Origin of the sequence: Helicobacter pametensis ATCC 51478, from assembly GCF_000518225.1 — a bacterium.
In the GTDB taxonomy this organism is placed as follows: Bacteria; Campylobacterota; Campylobacteria; order Campylobacterales; family Helicobacteraceae; genus Helicobacter_G; species Helicobacter_G pametensis.
The window spans coordinates 424,178-442,133 of record NZ_KI912401.1 but is presented as its reverse complement, the minus strand read 5'-3'; the positions used below and the strand labels follow the sequence as shown (position 1 = coordinate 442,133).

At 39.2% G+C, this 17,956-nt stretch carries 18 protein-coding genes; all 18 read right to left on the bottom strand.

Going from position 1 to position 17,956, the window contains the following annotated elements:
* Window positions 1–633 carry a UPF0323 family lipoprotein gene (locus T391_RS0106840; protein ID WP_027327704.1) on the bottom strand — a complete coding sequence of 211 codons (633 nt, stop codon included), beginning with the start codon at window positions 631–633 and terminating at the stop codon, window positions 1–3.
* Window positions 634–680: 47 nt separating this feature from the next.
* Window positions 681–1,733 (bottom strand): hypothetical protein, encoded by a 1,053-nt coding sequence (locus T391_RS0106835; RefSeq protein WP_027327703.1) that lies wholly within the window; start codon window positions 1,731–1,733, stop codon window positions 681–683.
* A gap of 8 nt (window positions 1,734–1,741) precedes the next feature.
* The gene (locus T391_RS0106830) at window positions 1,742–3,265 is read right to left on the bottom strand and encodes an MBOAT family O-acyltransferase (protein WP_027327702.1); all 1,524 of its coding nucleotides are present in this window, start codon (window positions 3,263–3,265) and stop codon (window positions 1,742–1,744) included.
* Between the two features lie 10 nt (window positions 3,266–3,275).
* On the bottom strand, window positions 3,276–4,535 hold the full coding sequence (locus tag T391_RS0106825; RefSeq protein ID WP_034584066.1) for a nucleotide sugar dehydrogenase: 1,260 nt from the start codon (window positions 4,533–4,535) through the stop codon (window positions 3,276–3,278).
* Window positions 4,528–5,685, bottom strand: a complete 1,158-nt coding sequence (locus tag T391_RS08475) for a glycosyltransferase (RefSeq protein WP_051420670.1) — start codon at window positions 5,683–5,685, stop codon at window positions 4,528–4,530. The genes T391_RS0106825 and T391_RS08475 overlap by 8 nt, the downstream gene beginning before the upstream one ends.
* The gene (locus tag T391_RS0106810; protein WP_034584063.1) at window positions 5,682–6,698 is read right to left on the bottom strand and encodes a glycosyltransferase family 2 protein; all 1,017 of its coding nucleotides are present in this window, start codon (window positions 6,696–6,698) and stop codon (window positions 5,682–5,684) included. The genes T391_RS08475 and T391_RS0106810 overlap by 4 nt, the downstream gene beginning before the upstream one ends.
* Window positions 6,695–7,546 carry a glycosyltransferase family 2 protein gene (locus T391_RS08270; protein ID WP_051420668.1) on the bottom strand — a complete coding sequence of 284 codons (852 nt, stop codon included), beginning with the start codon at window positions 7,544–7,546 and terminating at the stop codon, window positions 6,695–6,697. The genes T391_RS0106810 and T391_RS08270 overlap by 4 nt, the downstream gene beginning before the upstream one ends.
* The gene (locus T391_RS0106800; RefSeq protein WP_027327699.1) at window positions 7,543–8,868 is read right to left on the bottom strand and encodes a UDP-glucose dehydrogenase family protein; all 1,326 of its coding nucleotides are present in this window, start codon (window positions 8,866–8,868) and stop codon (window positions 7,543–7,545) included. Before T391_RS0106800 ends, T391_RS08270 begins: the two co-directional genes overlap by 4 nt.
* A 287-nt stretch (window positions 8,869–9,155) precedes the next feature.
* Window positions 9,156–9,800, bottom strand: coding sequence for a class I SAM-dependent methyltransferase (locus T391_RS08470; protein ID WP_051420666.1), 645 nt, complete (start codon window positions 9,798–9,800; stop codon window positions 9,156–9,158).
* 1 nt (window position 9,801) lies between these two features.
* Window positions 9,802–10,806: a dTDP-glucose 4,6-dehydratase gene (gene rfbB, locus T391_RS0106785; RefSeq protein ID WP_027327697.1), complete on the bottom strand. Its 1,005-nt coding sequence runs from the start codon at window positions 10,804–10,806 to the stop codon at window positions 9,802–9,804.
* Window positions 10,803–11,678, bottom strand: coding sequence for a glucose-1-phosphate thymidylyltransferase RfbA (rfbA, locus tag T391_RS0106780; protein ID WP_027327696.1), 876 nt, complete (start codon window positions 11,676–11,678; stop codon window positions 10,803–10,805). The genes rfbB and rfbA overlap by 4 nt, the downstream gene beginning before the upstream one ends.
* Window positions 11,675–12,763, bottom strand: a complete 1,089-nt coding sequence (locus T391_RS0106775; RefSeq protein WP_027327695.1) for a DegT/DnrJ/EryC1/StrS family aminotransferase — start codon at window positions 12,761–12,763, stop codon at window positions 11,675–11,677. Before T391_RS0106775 ends, rfbA begins: the two co-directional genes overlap by 4 nt.
* Window positions 12,760–13,128, bottom strand: a complete 369-nt coding sequence (locus tag T391_RS0106770; RefSeq protein WP_027327694.1) for a sugar 3,4-ketoisomerase — start codon at window positions 13,126–13,128, stop codon at window positions 12,760–12,762. Before T391_RS0106770 ends, T391_RS0106775 begins: the two co-directional genes overlap by 4 nt.
* A gap of 1 nt (window position 13,129) precedes the next feature.
* Window positions 13,130–14,050, bottom strand: a complete 921-nt coding sequence (locus T391_RS0106765; protein ID WP_034584061.1) for a hypothetical protein — start codon at window positions 14,048–14,050, stop codon at window positions 13,130–13,132.
* Window positions 14,050–14,871: a methyltransferase, TIGR04325 family gene (locus T391_RS0106760; protein WP_027327692.1), complete on the bottom strand. Its 822-nt coding sequence runs from the start codon at window positions 14,869–14,871 to the stop codon at window positions 14,050–14,052. The genes T391_RS0106765 and T391_RS0106760 overlap by 1 nt, the downstream gene beginning before the upstream one ends.
* The gene (locus T391_RS0106755; RefSeq protein ID WP_027327691.1) at window positions 14,868–15,773 is read right to left on the bottom strand and encodes a glycosyltransferase; all 906 of its coding nucleotides are present in this window, start codon (window positions 15,771–15,773) and stop codon (window positions 14,868–14,870) included. The genes T391_RS0106760 and T391_RS0106755 overlap by 4 nt, the downstream gene beginning before the upstream one ends.
* Complete coding sequence (locus T391_RS0106750; protein WP_027327690.1) at window positions 15,774–17,174, bottom strand: hypothetical protein; 1,401 nt, start codon at window positions 17,172–17,174, stop codon at window positions 15,774–15,776.
* Window positions 17,171–17,950, bottom strand: coding sequence for an oxidoreductase (locus tag T391_RS0106745; protein WP_027327689.1), 780 nt, complete (start codon window positions 17,948–17,950; stop codon window positions 17,171–17,173). Before T391_RS0106745 ends, T391_RS0106750 begins: the two co-directional genes overlap by 4 nt.
* Window positions 17,951–17,956 lie beyond the last annotated feature (6 nt).

Here is a 17,956-nt window from a genome sequence, read left to right as displayed (position 1 = left end):
TTAGCCTCCATAGTTTGATGAGCTTGAGGTATTTGATGGAGTTGAGCCAAAGAAGCCACTTTTGCCACTATTGGTGCTGCGCGCACTGGGTGTGCTAGATGCGGTATTGGATCGAGCAGAATTAAAGCTATTTTGACTGCGCTCATAGGCTTGAGGAGATTTGTAGTTTCGCATTTGGTTTTGTTGGAAGTTGGGATTATTGAAGAGTTTGTTGCCGATATAGCTTCCTAGGATCGCCCCAGCGGCACTTGCAAGAAGTGCTCCACCAAGCCCAAGTCCTGCTCCACTTGAGCTTGTGAGCTCACTTGTGCCATTATTGATCTTGGCTTCTTCTTCTTTGATGATTTTATCAATCTCTTCTTGTGTAAGAATGCGTTCTTGTCCATTTTGATCACGGACGATGACGCGTGTCTGCTCACTTGGGTATTCTTCTGCGACCTTGTAGCTTCCATCCTTTTGCTCTTCTAGGATGACAAAGGCTCCTTTTTTGCTTTGTTGAAGTGATTGGAGTGTGTCTTGGTTGTTTGAAGTGGGGGTTGAACTGCTATTGCATCCACTGATAGCGACAAGAGCCAAGGCACTAAATCCCCCAATCATTGCATAGTTTGAAATCTTCTTGAAATGTTTGTTCATGATGATCCTTGAAAAATGGTTGAGATGAAGTGAATTTTAACCCAAAACTATTTATTCAATACCCCACTCTTGATGATTTGTTGTTTGAGTGGTTCAAGATCATATGCTTCAACTTTTTTTCTCATTTCTTGAAAATAAGAATCGACATTTTTAAGAGTGATTCTGTGTGTGTTATTTTTGATTGCATCGAGCATAAAAGAATTGATTGTTTCATCGTAGTGAGCAGTGTCAACATAATGTGATAAATCATCAGGAATACTCGTTGTATCAAATCCAAAAATAAAAACATTTTTTAAATCTAGTGCAAGTAGTTTTTTGATAGCTGGTTCTATTGAAATAAATTTGATCTTATAAGAGAGGCGAGAAAAAGGCGGAATAATAAAAATAAATTTTGTGTCTTGATGATGTTTTAAAATTTGGATGAGCGGAGGATAAATTTCTTGCAATGTCTTTGAGTATTCTGTTTGTTTGAATGACATAATCTGTTTGATCACAGAGTTTAAATCCGGACGATCTGCATTTTTGAGCCAAGATTGAAATCCTCCAAGGCGCATTTTTGTTGAAGTTTCATTAATCCAATTTGCTGGCCGATCTAGAGTGTTTTGCCCCTTTAGGCAGAGTTTGTGTATAAAGAGACAAGCAATAAAGTATTCATCGATATAGGTTTTAAAGTCATTGAGTCGATTTTGATCATAAAGATAGGCATACTTATTGGTCGATGTGTTTTTATTGGATAGCCATCCAGGCTCCAAAGAAAAAATGATATTACGAATTTTTTTATTTTTTAGGACATATCTCAGTATGTCTGTTCTAATCTCGACACTTGCCCCTCCCGCAGATAGATTAACCCATTGATACCCTATTTTGCTACTTGCTTCGTTTGAAGATGTATTGACAAGGATGGAGCTACCCAAAATCACAGAATCAAAGGCATAATTATTGATAATTCCTGCTGCTTGGTAGTACATATCGGCATTAAAAATTGGTTTTCTCAAAATGGGTTTGTGAAATAACTGATAGGGATCAAAGATGTAGAGAGCAATTCCTATGCTACTTAAAGGAATAAGACCAGAAAACAAGAACCACAAAATTTTTTTCACACCGAATCCTAAAAATTAAAATATAAAAATTCTTGATATGGAGAAAAACTAATTTTGATGATTGCATACCACATCATAAAGCTAAGCCACATGGTGGTGATTTTGGATGGCTTATTTGATATGGATGAGCTATTTTTTGTATATAAAAAGCACCATGAAAAGAGACAGAAGCAAGCAATCATTCTAAAGGCTTCTGTAAAGGAAGGTGCAATAATGGGAAATGGGTATGAAAAAGATAAAAAACGATTGAGAATATTTTCACCTAGATATGACCTAAGAACACTTGGCAAAACAATCCCATTGAATCCAATCATACTCTTAAGGATATCAAGTGCTCCACTTACATTTTCACTTCTGAAAAACACCCAAGAAGTATTGATGAAGTTGAAAGTCAAGATCCAGCAAATCACCACACAGAATCGATTCTTAATCTCTTTGATATGTAAGAATGTCTCTAGGGTGTAGCGATAGATTCTATGAATGCCCATAGCACTTGCATGCAATGCTCCCCAGATGATAAATCCCCATCCAGCCCCATGCCATATCCCACTTAGCATAAAAACGACAAAGAGATTGAAAAGCTCTCTTGGAAATCCTTTTTTGTTGCCACCTAGCGGGATATAAAGATATTCTGTGAGAAATCTCCCTAGTGTCATATGCCATCTTTTCCAAAAATCTTTGATATTGCTTGCTTTATATGGAGAGTTGAAATTGATTGGCAAGATGATTCCAAAGAAAAGAGCGATCCCAATCGCCATATCGCAATACCCACTGAAGTCAAAATAAAGCTGAAATGTGTAGGAGAGGGAGGTGAGCCAAGATTCGATTAGATTGAGATGGATCCCATTTTGAGCAGCTTCAAATCCTTTGTTGGCATAGATAGCAAATTGATCTGCGATGACGACTTTTTTGAATAATCCGATAGAAAAGATAAATAAGCCTTTAGCAAACTTTTCCCAGTCGATGAGCTCTTTGCTTTTTGTAAGGAGTGAAGCAAACTGAGGCATCATCTCTTTGTGATGGACGATTGGCCCAGCAATGAGTTGGGGGAAAAATGTGACAAAAAGCAAATAATCCAATAAATCGATCTTTTTACCTTCTTGTGATTTGTAGGTATCTACAAGAAATGCAATTTGCTGAAAGGTGAAAAAACTAATTGCTAAGGGAAGTGTGAGGGAGAGAAGTGGGATTTGTGAATCAAAGACAAAGTTGATATTTTCAAGGAAAAAATCAGTGTATTTGAAAAACCCCAATAGACCTAGGTTGAAAGTGATCCCGCCAATCAGCCAAAATCTTCTATGCCCCCCCCCCCAAGTTGGATTGACTAGCTTTTGAGCAAAAAGAAAGTTGATCACCAAACTAGAGAGTAGGATGGGCACATAGGAGAGATTCCAATATCCATAGAAAAATAAGCTTCCAATAACCAAGAAAATTTTGGATAGGCGAAAATATGCTTGATGCTTGAGGATGTAGTAGCCCACCAGCATACAGGGTAAAAATGCAAAGATGAAGATATAGGAGTTGAAGAGCATGGAAAGGTCCTTACAGCCTAGCGTGGGAGGATTTTAACATACCCTTAAGATCATAAATCACGCTATTTTGATGCAGAAATGGAGTGAAATCCATGAGAGTAAATGCATCATGAGCCACAGCTCCAAGGAGTGCATCAAAGCTTGTGTGTGGAAGTTCTTCTAGGGTATGAAAAAGAGTGAGATTGTGTTTGCTTTGGACTTCATACTTGTCTGCCAAGGGATCAAGTAAAGTAATCTTGCAGCCAAAGTCTTGAAGCTCCTGTGCGACTTCAAAGACTTTGGAGTTGCGGATGTCGTTGCAATTTTCTTTGAATGTCGCACCAAGGATGAGAATCTGGGCATCAAAGAGGGGGATGTGAGCTTGACTGAGGAGCTTGATGAGCTTGTGAGCGATGAAGTGAGGCATGGCGTCATTGACAAGGCGACCAGAGGAGATCACACGCGTATGGATTCCAAGCTCTTGGGCTTTGTGCGTGAGATAGTAGGGATCGACACTGATGCAATGCCCTCCCACAAGCCCAGGGGAGAAGGGGAGGAAATTCCACTTTGTGCTAGCAGCTTTAAGCACTTCATGAGTGGGGATACCAAGTGCATCACAAAGGATGGCAACTTCATTGACAAAGGCGATATTAAGATCTCTTTGGGCATTTTCGATGGCTTTTGCCATTTCAGCCACCTCTATGCTTGGAGCGAGGTAAGTCCCTGCGGTGATGATGGAGGAGTAGAGGGCATCGATCTCTTGAGCGATTTGCTCTGTACTTCCGCTTGTGATTTTGCGAATCTGAGTGAGTTTGTGGGTAGGATCACTTGGGCTTATGCGCTCAGGAGAATATCCTATGAAAAAGTCTGTGTTGAACTTGAGATTGGAGTATCGCTCAAGGATTGGTACACACTCAAGGCGAGTGCAGGTGGGATAGGTGGTGGATTCATAAATCACGATATCGCCCTTTTTGAGCAGGGGAGCAATCGATCTTGAAGCCTCTTGGAGATAGGAAATATCTGGAGATTTGAAAGAATCAAGTGGAGTGGGGACGGTGATGATGTAGATCTGGGCTTTTTGGAGGTCATTGATGTTGTGATGGAAGCTTAGATGCAAAGCCTCACTAAACTCTTGTGGGCTGATTTGGTGGGTGCGATCATAAGGGATGCAAAGCTCATCGATGCGTTTAGAATCAATATCATATCCAAGAGTAGGGTAGAGCTTGCCAAACTCGATAGCTAAAGGGAGTCCGACATAGCCAAGTCCGATAATCGCGATGGTTTTAATCATGTGATTTCTTTAAGATTTTGATTGCTTCGATGAATTCTCCCACTCCTTTATCCCAAAGCATGCGAGCGATCAGAACAAAGCTAAATTCTTTGCCATCATGTGGAATGGGAGCGAAATGATCAGTATCCACTCCCTCACTATTAAGGATCTTGGCTTGATGTTGTGACAAGATGGAGTGAGTTAGAAATGTATCTCTGTCATCTTGATTGAGAAACCAGACTTCTTGTGTTTTTTTGAGTGCATTTTTGTAGAGAAAACACACGAGTTTTTTGAGTATTTTCTTTTTGATTCCACCTTCAATAAACACATAGCCAAGTCCTGTGATAATAGCAATATTGGGTAGTTTGAGGAGGTTGGAGATCATGGAGGCATAGATTGCAGGCTTGATGGTGTAATTAAAAACTAGTGAAGGGTTGATTTGCCTGAGAAGTTTTGCAAGCCTGAAAGAGAGACATAGATCTTCAAAAGGATTTAATCCCTTTGAGTTGATCTTGACTTCATGATGGATAAATCCCGCATCTTTCAAAAGTTGTGTGCTTGAATCTAGAGGAGCGATGATATGGATCGTGTATCCTCGATTCTGAAGGGCCTGTAGAATGGGCAAGCGGAAGTTGTACATCCCAAAGCTTGTATTGCTAATAAAGACAAGATTGAGATTATTTGTCTTAGAGTATTGAGCGACAGTATTGAGATAGGTTTGGATCGTGTGAGAGATCTCAAAACGCTCTTTGGCATATTTTCTTCCATTTTCACCCATGGTTTTGAGTTCTTTGTCGGAGAGTTTGAGTATGGTTTTTATCGCGCAAGAAAGAGTGTGTGGATCTTTTGGGGGGATAAGGATCCCATTTTCTCCGATTTGAAGATTTTCTTGTTTTTGAGGAGTTTTGATACATTCTTTACACCCACTGACATCGGTTGTAATGATTGGTTTGCTCATGCTCATAGCCTCAAGTAAAGATCGAGGAATCCCCTCTCTATAGCTTGGCAAAATGATGCAAGAATGCTGAGCGATAATAGATCTCACATCAGAAGATTCTCCAAGGTAGGTGATATATCCTTCTTGTTCCCATCGCTGGATTGTGTCTAGTGGGATTGAGCTTGGATTGCTTTGATCGCATTTGCCTAGAAGATAGAATTTTGGAGTTTTCATAATTTGATTTTTCCAAAGGAGAGAATGTATGCAGCAATCCTTGCCAATGTCTGCCATCTATAAAAGTATTTCATAGAAAGCAAACATGAAGCCAGATAAGTGGGCAGTGGAAGTGTGGATTTATTGAGATTATTACTTTTTAGAAGAGTGAGGATTTGTTCAAGTTCTATGGGGGAATAATGGCGACTTGAGAGGATTGTTGCTGAGGCGATTTTGTAAGTGTATTTTTGAATCAGATGGGTGTATTGTGGATAGAGTGTCTGAATATGCTCACAAATAGAAAAAAGCTTTTTGAAATCTTGAAATTTCTTTTGAAAAGCATCTGGAGAAATGGAGCGAGTCATAGACTGGGGATTGTGTCTATAAAAATAAAGCTTATCAGAGATCCCTTCATATATTTTGATTTCAAAACTCAAAACCAAAATGACAATACCATCTTCCATCATATTAAGTGGAGGAGTGATGAAAAGGAGTTGAGCGTATGAATGCTTTAGGCTAGATGTTTTGATTGCTTTATCGCAAAGGCTTTGAAATGTCGAATTGCAAATCAAAAACTGTTGCATCTTTTCTTGCTGGAGTCGTCCTTGATGGACTAGGGGTGAAGGGAAATACCATTTATTGGGATCATGAGACATTCCAAAATGTAGTAAATCAATGGAGGGATTTTCCTGAAGTTTAAGATGCAAAATCTCACAAGTCTCTAGCTTGATAAAGTCATCAGAATCCACAAAAAGACAATATTTTCCCGATGCATTTTTGATCCCTTCAAGCCTTGCATGAAATGTTCCAAGATTGCGAGGGTTGTGGATGATTTTGATTCTTGGATCCCTAGTAGCATAGCCCTTGACTATCTCTAGGGATCTATCACTTCCACAATCATCTACGATGATGATCTCTATATCTCTAAAAGTTTGATTGATGACAGAATCTAAGCATTTTGCGATATAGGCTTGGACATTGTAGACTGGGATGATGATGGAGAAGAAGGGGGGGATATCAGTATGTGTTTTCATTTTTGCAACCACAAAAGCTTATTGAGGATTTTGGGGTGCATATAGGACTTCATTATTTTTTTTGTCATCGCAAAACAATAATAAAAGATCAAATAAAAAAGATTTAGATTATGTTTTTTTGCAATCTGAAAAGTTTCATTGGTCCGCAATATGCCCTGAATATCGCTTGATCCACCTGTGTGGAAAATAGAAATAATCAATGTGAGGGATTTAAAAGAGCAGTTGTGATTGTAGAATTGATAGATCAAATCATAATCGCTAGCAAGTTTGTAATTTTTGACATCATAGGGTAGCTGTTTGTGAAGGTGGGTTTTGAAAAATACTGACTGATGAATCAAATTTGCTCCAAATTTCTTAAGAGAGCTATAGATATTTTGAGGAGGGGTTTTGATAATGCTCAGTGCTTCTGTATAGACAATTTGTGTCTTTCCATACACCACATCATATCCTGCGATGTCTTCTCTTGCCACCTTTTCTAGAACATCAAGATCATAAAATCGATCTCCACAATTCATAAAATTGATCCATTCTTTTGTCGCTAGTGTGATGCCTTTGTTCATCGCATCATAGATTCCCTTATCTTTTTCGCTGAGTAGCTTAAAGCTTATAGAGGGATGTTCTTTGTGGATTGCTTCAAGATAGAGGCGTGTATCATCTTTTTCTTCTTTTGTGATATTCGCACAAGGGGCAATATACTCCAAGATCGCCTCTTTTGTCCCATCTGTGCTTCCGCCATCGATGATGATATATTCGATGTTTCGATGAGTTTGATTGATGATGGAATCCATGGTTTCTCTGATATGCGTCACATCATTATAAACAACAGTGACGATAGAGAAACTGTTCATGCCCTAACGCCTATCATGATGTGTTTAAGTCCAAAAGAGGGGAGATCTAGTGAGTGATAGATATTGCGACCATCAAAGATGATTTTGTCTTTGAGATTTTGGGCGATGAGGGCAAAATCAGGTGAGCGGAATTCTTTCCATTCTGTGAGAATGATCAGAGCATCACATCCCAGTAGAGCTTCATATTTTTCTGCACAATATATGATTTTCTCTTGCTCTCCAAGATAAGAGATGGCGTTGTCAGTGGCTTGCGGATCATAAGCTTGGAGTTTTGCTCCTTTTTGAATGAGGGCTTGGATGATCTCAAGAGAAGGAGCTTCGCGCATATCATCAGTTTCAGGCTTGAAGCTTAGTCCCCAGATCGCCAAAGTTTTCCCTGATAGATTCTCTCCCAAAGCTTGAGTGATTTTTCTGATGAAATAGGATTTTTGTGATGTGTTGATGGATTGGGTAGCTTGAAGGATATATGGGGTGACTCCATGGTCTTGAGCGATCTTGGATAGAGCTTTGACATCTTTGGGGAAGCAGCTTCCACCATATCCCACTCCAGGATAGATGAAGTCATAGCCGATTCTTGGATCAGAGCCGATCCCTATACGCACGGCATTGATATCTGCTCCTACAGCTTCGCAGATTTGACTCATTTCATTGATGAAGCTGATTTTGGTCGCAAGCATAGCATTGGCAGCATATTTGGTCATCTCGGCAGATTTGATATCCATCACAATGAGTCGTTCTTTTTTGAGTGTGAATGGGGCATAAAGCTCTTGCATGATTTTGATCGCTTTGGGAGAATCAGATCCAATCACTACACGATCTGGGCTCATAAAATCTTTGATCGCTACCCCTTCTTTGAGAAACTCTGGGTTGCTAACCACATCAAAATCGATTTGTATTTTTCGTTTGTCTAGCTCTTCTTGAATGGTTTGACGCACGAGATTTGCTGTACCGATGGGAACGGTGGATTTGTCTATGATGACGCAATAGGAGGAGATATGTCTGCCAATTTCCCTTGAAGCCTCGAGGACATAGGAGAGATCCGCACTTCCATCTTCCCCCATGGGAGTGCCCACAGCGATAAAGACCGCATCGCATCTTTTAAGGGCTTCTGGATATGAAGATGTGAAGTGAAGATAGGACTTTTGCATACAGGCTTTGATCATGGTTTCTAAACCATTTTCATAGATTGGAATCTGACCTTTTTGAAGTTGTTTGATTTTGTTTTGATCGATGTCTAGACATATGACTTCATTTCCCATTTGTGCAAAGCATGCTCCACTGACTAAGCCAACATATCCTGAACCTATGACTGTGATTTTCATCAATATCCCTCTCTGCTAAAGAGGAGGATTATATCAGAAATTAGGGCTTTTGATAGATGGCTATTACGGTGTGACCATAGGCATCTTGTGGGATTTTTTCTATATATCTTCCAAGGCGATTTGTGATTTTTATGAGTGGATTTGGATTGAGAAGTTTTGGAGAAAAAAAGCGTTTGGAGAACATGATGGATTTGTAAAAATCAATATGTTCAGGTTGAACAGTTTCGTGATGTATATTAATGAGTTGAAGATCAAAGATTTGAGCGATATTTTTAAGACATCGATCACTAAAGCGTCCGACATGATGGGGTGGCATATTGAGAATATTGTTCACTGCATATTGGATGAAGCTGTCTTCGCTTGGCACAGCGATCATGATAGTCCCCCCCCCCCCTACATGCTTTAATCTTGGCTTGAAGAAATGAATAGGGATCGCTTACATGTTCTAAAACTTGAAAGCTACACACGACATCGGCTTGATAAGGATGAGATTCTGCATAGTCTTGGATTGAGATATTTTCAATATGGATACCATTGGCATGTGCCATTTTTTTGGCATCAGTACTGAATTCTAGTCCGATGTAATGGGTTTGGGGTATGTATTTGGCAAAGGCTGCTTTGCCACATCCCACTTCTAGCACCTTCTCATTGGGTTGGATAAAATTCTTGGCATATGTGTATTCATATTTTTCACTGAAATAATACCAAGGGAGTTTGTTGAGGGTGTTATAAAACTCATTATCGCCAGAGATTGTGGATTGTCCTTGTGTGGCAAAAAATAAGTAAGAGCAATTGGGACAATGGTAAAGCCCAATTTGCTCTTCTGGAAAAGATATTGAAATTTTAAGTTGGCGCCAATATTCCAAAGCAAGCTGTTTTGCTGAGAAGCTTTCTTGAAGAATTGCTTGTTTGTGACATAGTGAGCATTGCATGTTATCTCCTTAGTTTTAAATACCACTCAATTGTTTTTTTGATTCCTTGATCAAATGAAAAGCGAGGTTCCCAACCAAGCTGAGTTTTGATCTTGGTTGCATCGATTGCATAGCGTCTATCATGTCCTGCACGATCTTGCACATAAGTGATGAGGTCACTATAAGATCCATTCTTTCTGGGCATAAGCTCATCAAGAATAGAGCAAATGGTTTGAGTGATTGCGATATTGGTATGCTCATTGTTTCCGCCAATATTGTAGGTTTCTCCATATTGATTTGAATGAAAGACCAAATCAATACCCCTACAATGATCCTCTACATAAAGCCAATCACGCACATTCAAGCCATCTCCATAGATTGGAATTGGTTTGTTGCTTAAGGATTGTCTGATGATTGTGGGGATGAGTTTTTCATCATGTTGTTTTGGACCATAGTTATTTGAGCAATTGGTGATCAAGGTTTTGAGCCCATAAGTATGATGATAGCTTCTTACAAGCATATCACTTGAGGCTTTTGAGGCAGAGTAGGGAGAGTTGGGTGCATAAGGAGTGTTTTCTGTAAAGTATCCTTGATCTCCCAATGACCCATAAACCTCATCTGTACTGATGTGATGAAAGATTCCGTGAGGATTTTTTGGCTTGAATGGTTTATGCATCCAATGATGATAAGCTGTTTCCAATAAAGCAAAAGTTCCTTCAATATTGGTCTTGATAAAAATATTTGGTGCACAAATAGAGTTATCTACATGCGATTCGGCAGCAAAATGGATGACTGAATCGATTTGATAAGTTTGAAAAATCTGATTTAAGAGTTTTTTGTCACAGATATCACCTTGGATAAAGGTGTGATTGGGATGCTTGAAAAACTCTGACATATTTTCTATTTTCCCTGCATAAGTGAGCAAATCAAGATTGTAGATTCTGTAATGAGGGTGAGTGGTCAGAAAGTAGTGGATGAAGTTACTCCCAATGAAGCCAGCACCACCTGTGATCAATATATTTCTCATGATTGTGCGATCCTCAAGAGGTATTGACCATATTGATTTTTTTGCATGTCTTGACCAAGTTTTAAAAGTTTATCTTTGGAGATGTAACCCATCTTATAAGCAATTTCTTCGATGCAAGCGATTTTGAGTCCCTGTCGTTTTTCAATAATCTCGATAAAGTTCCCAGCTTCCAAGAGATGTTCATGGGTCCCAGTATCAAGCCATGCATAGCCTCTTCCCAAAAGCTCAACTTTCAATCGATTTTCTCCAAGATAGAGTTGATTGATAGAAGTGATTTCAAGTTCTCCGCGTTCTGAAGGTTGAATATGCTGAGCTTTATAAATCACATCATTGGGATAAAAATACAGACCAATCACAGCATAGTTGCTTTTGGGAGAAAGAGGTTTTTCTTCGATTGATATGACTTGTTGTTTGTGATCAAATTCGACCACACCATAATCTTTGGGATTATTGACATAGTATCCAAACACCACGCTTTGTCGGGTTTCTTTGACTTTTTGGACGCTATTTTGAAGGGTTTTGATCAATCCCTCACCATAAATGAGATTATCACCCAACACAAGACACACATCATCATCCCCGATGAATTTCTGTCCAATGATAAAGGCTTCCGCTAGCCCATTTGGAGATTCTTGACTTGCATATTGGATGTGAATCCCAAGAGATGATCCATCTCCAAATAAATCTTGAAAGCGATGTAGATCTTTGGGGGTAGAGATGATTAGGATTTCCTTGATACCAGAGAGAAGCAAAATAGAAAGAGGATAATAAATCATTGGTTTGTCATAGATGGGTAAAAGTTGCTTAACTATACCTTTTGTGATGGGATATAGCCTTGTTCCACTTCCACCTGCTAGGATGATGCCCTTCATGCTTGCCACCTTTTGAGTTTGTCAATCACTTGATAGATCTCCTCTTCTGTATGAAAAAATGCGATAGGAAGACTTAAGGTGGTATTGTGAATTTCCTCACTGATGGGATATTTGCCTTGGATATAGCCATGCATAGCTTTTTGTCGATGTGGTGGGATGGGATAGTGAATCTCGCTCATAATACCTGAGTGGAGAAGGTACTCTCTGAGCTGATTTCTTTGCGGATGTCTGATGTTGAAGATATGATAAACATCAAAGCAATCGGGATCTTGAGAGGGCAGTATATAGCAAGATGAGGCAAGTTCTTTGAGATAGAGCGAGGCAAGCTTGCGTTTGTGCGTCGTGATTTGAGAGAGGAGTTTGAGTTTCTTGCGCAAAAATGAGGCTTGAATCTCATCCAATCTTGAGTTGTAGCCTAGATATTGATTATTGTATTTTTGGTGTGAGCCATAATTGCGCAAGGCTTTTAGTTTTTCTGCCAAATCATCGTCATCTGTTGTGATTGCTCCTCCATCCCCAAGAGCCCCAAGATTTTTAGTGGGATAAAAGCTAAAGCAACCAATCCCAAAACTTCCAACCTGTCTATCTTTGAAGCGTGCATCATGAGCTTGGGCACAATCTTCAAGTAGTGCTATTTTGTGTTGTTGGCAGATTTGTTGGATCACATCCATTTTGGCGGGTTTTCCATAGAGGTGCACGATGAGGAGAGCTTTTGTCTTGGAGGTGATTTGCTCTTCTATTTTTTGAGGATCAATATTGTAGGTGAGAATGTCAGGCTCAACCAAGACAGGTTTCATCCCATTGCGGATAATAGCCATAATCGTAGCAATGTAGGTATTGGATGGGACAATGATTTCTGAACCCTGATCCAATCCAAGTGCATCGATTGCTAAGATCATCGCATCAAGTCCTGATGCCACTCCTATGCAGTGTTTGCTTCCCACAAATGAGGCAAATTCTTTTTCAAATTCAGAGACTTGATTCCCTAAAACAAACCATCCACTTTGCAAAAAATCTTCAAAGCTCTTGCAGTATTCTTCAAAAAGCTTTTGATTGGATTTATAGAGATTTTCGTATTCGATCATTGAGCTTGAGGCTCCTCATAAATATAATCACTTGGATCGTAGTGTTCTGATGCCAAGACAAGCAATGTGGTATTGGGAGAAAAATCTTGCATCGTATGCCAATCATGCGGATCAAGAAGCAAGCATTCTGATGGAGAAGAGAGAAAAAAATCTGAGATCTTGCCATGAGAGTTGATGGTGACTTGGCATTGACCACCTAGAGCGATGAGGGCAAGATGGGTTTTGTGATGAGCATGTCCTCCTCGCTGAGAGGTAATATCATATAGATAGAAGACTCTCTTGATTTCAAAAGGAAGGATCTTTTCGATAACGCTTAATGCTCCACGAGAATCGCGTATAGTTGGCAGTGTGATGAGTTGAGCCATTTTAGTCCTGAAATTTTTGAATTTTGAAGAGATTATAACTTTTTTGAAGCTTTCTTTTGATGTAGCGTAAAGGTGTTTTCCAAGTCCATGGAGGAGTGGAACGACCATCAAAGTTATTGGATCCAAATTTTTGACGCAAAGTAAGAAGATGTTTGATATATGGGGCATAAATTGTTTGGATACTTAAGGGGGGGAGGAAATAGGGGCCAAGATCTATTTTGTCTTCTCCAATAAATTTAAGATGATGAAAGTGGTAAAAAATAGGACTTATGTGGGAGAACTGCTGAATATTCCATGGAGCAAGTCCTCCACCAAGATGCTGCAAAACATGCACTCCTTCAAAGCGTGTCATCCAATCATCAAGATACTTCTGATCTCCAAATTTTCCATTTTCAAAACGAGCATAACACCACTCAATACATCGTTCTCTCCACCACCTTAGAGCTTTCATCCCTCGTTGGTCAGAATAAAAGGTCATAAATTGGACGCAATAGATCCCGCTTGTCTTTTCTTGATTGTAGCGTGGGGTATACCGATGGCGTGTAATCAAGATAGAAGCACCTTTCATCTCATGGATAAGGATTGAAGGATCAGCATAGAAATACAAATCTGCATCAAGATAGGTGCAATGAGAAAGTCTATAGGTTTCTATGCAATAAAGAATAAGGGATGGGGTACATGTCCAGCAGTATTCGCCTCTTGTGCGTGTTGGTTTGATGGAGAGTAGGGTGGGATCTTCAAATTTGTGCATAGAAATCACTGTGACATGAGGATAGGCAAGCTCTATCAATGTGTGATATGCAAGATCATCAAAGGCAAGAATATAGAGATGATAGTTTTGAGAATGTTTGTGTAGGCTCTCAAGCATTGCGATTCCGCGTGTGAGATAGTTTGAGTCAAAGAGTGTGCAATAATGATGCATCACTTTTTCCTGAGGAATGAAAAGCCCAATGATTTAAAGCGTGAAGTATGGGCATCACAATAGCTTTCAAACTCATCAAAGAGAGAATATCCCTCACGATCAATGAATTCTAAAAAATCTTGTTTTGAAAATAAGTGACATGGATACTGGGTTTTGTAAATTTTTTGAGGAACTTTTTGAATAATAATGCGGTGTTGTTGATCTCTGCTAAATGGTGTGCGATCGATGATGATCGCATCAAAATCAATTTCTGATAAAAGCCATTGGAGTGTAGAGTAGGGATTCTCAAGATATTGTAGGACGCTAGAGAGGATAAGAATCTTCGTGTTATTTGATTTGAGATTGACCTTAGCATCTTTGATCGTGGAGTGAAAAAATAAAGGGGGAGATTCAAAATACCTTTTTCCTGCATCGATAATTTTATCTTGTTCTAAGATATTCCAAGTCAAGTGCGGGAGCAGGCGGAAGAATTTTCTATTTTGAAAATAAAGGCTTCCCAAACTGCCTCCAAAATCCAAAATATAAAGACTTTGCGTCTGAAGATGCGTGACGATAGAAAAAAGATTGCTCAGTAGTGGATAGGGGTGGGTGATCTGATCAAATAGGACGCTATCTCTTTCGCATTTGCTTTCATCATCTCTTACGATTTTGGTGATATCAATCAGTTTCTGAAGATAGATATCAGGATCATATCCCCTCACTTGTAAGCTTGCTTCTTGCCAAGTGGAATAGTCTCCGACCCATTGAATATTTCGATTTGATATTTTGTTGATAATTTGCAAGATGATGGGGGGGATGAGGGATTTGATGAGTTGTTTCATGAGAAGAGTCTTTGGAGTTTTTTGAACACTCTAGTGCAAATAGAGTTTTGTTTCTTAAAGAATTGGATTAAAGAATTTTTTGCAATTGGATTTTCACAGATGTGAAGTTTGTGTAGTTTGCAAGGTTGTGAAGAGATGTGTCCAAAGAGCGCTGTTTTGGTGGCATTTTTGAAATGTGTCCCATCATAACCTATGTTTTCCACAAGAGAATCTTTGGGATAGAGACAGAGCATATCTTCTAAGAAGGCAGAGGCATACCATCGGATTGCCCAAGAATTATTTTTGCCCCTGATTTGGTCTTGGAGCATTTTGGTATAGGGGTAGGATCCATCAAGATCGAAATCCTTTTGTAGATTTTTCTTATAAATCATCTGAAGAAGCCTAGATCCATCTTGCTCAAATTTATTCCAAGCTCTCTGCCAAGTTGCCCATGTCCAGCAATCTGCACCTTTGAGAAAAAATGTAGTATCTTGAAAATTTGGAGGATAGCGAAGGGGGAAATTAAATGCTGTAATGCACGCCACTTGCTGATCATTTTCATAAAGCATCAAAGCAGTATTCATGTATTCTAAAAAATGAGGAGAAACGACAAGATCATCTTCTAAGACAATGATTTTTCCATATTGATTAATCACCGTCGTGACACCATCGATGATGTTTTCTGCAAGTCCCAAGTTTTGTTCACGCTCGATAATGATGAGATTTTTGAATCCTTGGATTGTCTTGATGTATTCTCGCACCTCTTTGACACTTTGGAGGGCTTTTTCATCCTTGGGTGCATCTGAGTAGATCAAGAGATCGCTATCTTTGGCCAGAGGATTTGCCTGTAGGGCTTGGATGGTTTGCCTTGTGTGACTAGGGCGATTGTAGACAAAGAGGACGATGGGAGCTAAAGGGTGCATCTATAGTTTCTCTCCAGTTGGTTGTATCGTTTTGGCATGTTCTTCTATGGTCAAAAATAGATTGGAGTAAAAGTTCGGATCTCTAGGATCTGCAAGATAAGAATCAATCTTTTGAATATCCACTGTTTGATGATCAAAAAATCCATCACAAATTTTTTGTATTGCTATGACAAGATCTTGATATGACCTCACATGCAATGTATGTTCAAGGTGGGCATACACGCTGACCAATGGGTTGAAAAGGATGGCTGGAATATTATAAAGGGCTGATTCTAGTGTGATAGTCCCACCAAGGGTTGCGATCGCTTGAGCATTTTGCATAAGATCTTTTGAGGAAATATCCAATGAAACCATCACGACATTTTTGAGTTTCATGACCTCTTGATAAAAACTAATATTTTTAAAAAAGCTTAGATTGTTGATGAAATAATGAGCGATTTCATTGTTGAGCATAAATTGATGTGGATGTTCTTTGACATAGAGTTTCCAACCTTTGGGCAGTGCTTGCGAGAGCATTTTGATCACTGTGATTTGAGATTCTAAAAGTGTAGCTCCGATGATTGCTGCTTCTGGTTCAAAATGAATGCTGTAGTAAATGTATTTTTCTTTTAAATCAGGGATAACAGAGTGTTTTTGATAGAAAGACTTGAGTTTCTTGTATTGCCAAAAGTAATAGAGCTTGTGCCAGTAAGAGTAGGGGATCCCTAGACGATCTTGTCGAAAGCTTAGTTTTGAAAGACAGACGAGAAACTGTGACAGCATCTCTCCGCCGATTTTTAGAACTATATTTTTAACAAATCGTTTTAGATTTATTTTCTCTGGAGTCTTGGAGGTTTGCAATTTGTAAAACACAATATCTTTAGCTTGGGCAGATGTAGTATCTGGGTGGTATGGAATGCATCCTGAGTGATTAAAAGCATTGTGATTAAATAAAGCTGTCGCAAAATAATGATAATTTCCGATCGAATAGCATGGAATCCCCACAAAGCGGCAGAGTGAGATGGGGATGTGATGATTGGGAGAGGCGAGATTGGGTTCAGAGGAGATAAGCAAATCGATCTGATTTGTTTTGAAGATATGGGCAAAAAAAGAAAGGTGCTGATGATAGATGTCTTTGGCCAGTGGGTTATTGAGCATGATGCGATGAAGCATCGTCTCTATATCGATTTGCGCAAATTTCATCTTGGCTATGAGTTCATAATCGATATTTTCAACATCTTGGATATCAAGGAGCTTTTCATAGTCAAGAATATGTGTGATGCGATTTGCATAGTCTTTGCACAAATTCATGATTTTTTGGTGCATTTCACAAACTAGGATTAGGATCGTATCATTTCTGTATTTTAAGATATATTCAAGCATATCTCCATCACGATCTAGAAGGATGATGTTTTGTTTCACAATCCCCATCCATCATCTACAACTAAAATTTGCCCATTCACACAGGCGCTCATATCACTCAAGAGATAGATAAGTGTCCCATTGAGATCATCTGGATTCATCATTCCCTTGCTTGTGCAACATTTGCGATATTTTTCCAAAAAGCTTTGTGGTTGAGGATGTGCTTGATTGTAGATTCCTCCAGGGGCAATCGCATTGACTCTGATTCCTGTGTTGGCTAGATATTTTGCCATCCAGCGTGTCATGTGATTGATCCCTGCTTTGATGATTGAATAATCAATAACGCTATCCATATCTGTGCCTTCATAGTTTTCAAACTTTGGTGCATAAACACCCATAATAGAAGACATCGAAACAATATTTCCAAAACCTTGATTTTTGAAATAAAGTGCAAATTGTTGACTTGTGAGGACATATCCACCAAGTTGAAGACGCATATTTTCACAAAAATCTTCAAAATCAAAATGATAAAAATTATTTTTCCCCCAGTTTTTTGTGCGTGGATAAGCATTGTTGACAAGTGCGTCGATTCTTCCATAGTGTTGATGGATTTTTTCGATGGTTTGAGTGATGTTTGCTTGAGAGGTGATGTCCATCGTGACAAAAAGAGAGCGTGAGCGTGTAGGATCAATTTCAGTCTGAACTTTTAGTCCCAATTCTTCTGAAATATCGGCGATAACGACAGTTCCTCCTTGTTGGATGATGGCTTGAGAAATACTGCGTCCAATAAGGCCAGCACCTCCAGTGATGACAATGACTTTATTTTGTAATAACATCTATTT

What these genes read in the sequence shown, in the direction of transcription:
- T391_RS08475 (WP_051420670.1), bottom strand. Translation starts at nt 5,685, where the DNA reads ATGAAAACTCCAAAATTCTATCTTCTAGGCAAATGCGATCAAAGCAAT.
- T391_RS08470 (WP_051420666.1), bottom strand. Translation starts at nt 9,800, where the DNA reads ATGCAATGCTCACTATGTCACAAACAAGCAATTCTTCAAGAAAGCTTC.
- T391_RS0106765 (WP_034584061.1), bottom strand. Translation starts at nt 14,050, where the DNA reads ATGCATCATTATTGCACACTCTTTGACTCAAACTATCTCACACGCGGA.
- T391_RS0106825 (WP_034584066.1), bottom strand. Translation starts at nt 4,535, where the DNA reads ATGATTAAAACCATCGCGATTATCGGACTTGGCTATGTCGGACTCCCT.
- rfbB (WP_027327697.1), bottom strand. Translation starts at nt 10,806, where the DNA reads ATGAGAAATATATTGATCACAGGTGGTGCTGGCTTCATTGGGAGTAAC.
- rfbA (WP_027327696.1), bottom strand. Translation starts at nt 11,678, where the DNA reads ATGAAGGGCATCATCCTAGCAGGTGGAAGTGGAACAAGGCTATATCCC.
- T391_RS0106840 (WP_027327704.1), bottom strand. Translation starts at nt 633, where the DNA reads ATGAACAAACATTTCAAGAAGATTTCAAACTATGCAATGATTGGGGGA.
- T391_RS0106810 (WP_034584063.1), bottom strand. Translation starts at nt 6,698, where the DNA reads ATGAAAACACATACTGATATCCCCCCCTTCTTCTCCATCATCATCCCA.
- T391_RS0106760 (WP_027327692.1), bottom strand. Translation starts at nt 14,871, where the DNA reads ATGAAACAACTCATCAAATCCCTCATCCCCCCCATCATCTTGCAAATT.
- T391_RS0106800 (WP_027327699.1), bottom strand. Translation starts at nt 8,868, where the DNA reads ATGAAAATCACAGTCATAGGTTCAGGATATGTTGGCTTAGTCAGTGGA.
- T391_RS0106745 (WP_027327689.1), bottom strand. Translation starts at nt 17,950, where the DNA reads ATGTTATTACAAAATAAAGTCATTGTCATCACTGGAGGTGCTGGCCTT.
- T391_RS08270 (WP_051420668.1), bottom strand. Translation starts at nt 7,546, where the DNA reads ATGAACAGTTTCTCTATCGTCACTGTTGTTTATAATGATGTGACGCAT.
- T391_RS0106755 (WP_027327691.1), bottom strand. Translation starts at nt 15,773, where the DNA reads ATGCACCCTTTAGCTCCCATCGTCCTCTTTGTCTACAATCGCCCTAGT.
- T391_RS0106770 (WP_027327694.1), bottom strand. Translation starts at nt 13,128, where the DNA reads ATGGCTCAACTCATCACACTGCCAACTATACGCGATTCTCGTGGAGCA.
- T391_RS0106775 (WP_027327695.1), bottom strand. Translation starts at nt 12,763, where the DNA reads ATGATCGAATACGAAAATCTCTATAAATCCAATCAAAAGCTTTTTGAA.
- T391_RS0106830 (WP_027327702.1), bottom strand. Translation starts at nt 3,265, where the DNA reads ATGCTCTTCAACTCCTATATCTTCATCTTTGCATTTTTACCCTGTATG.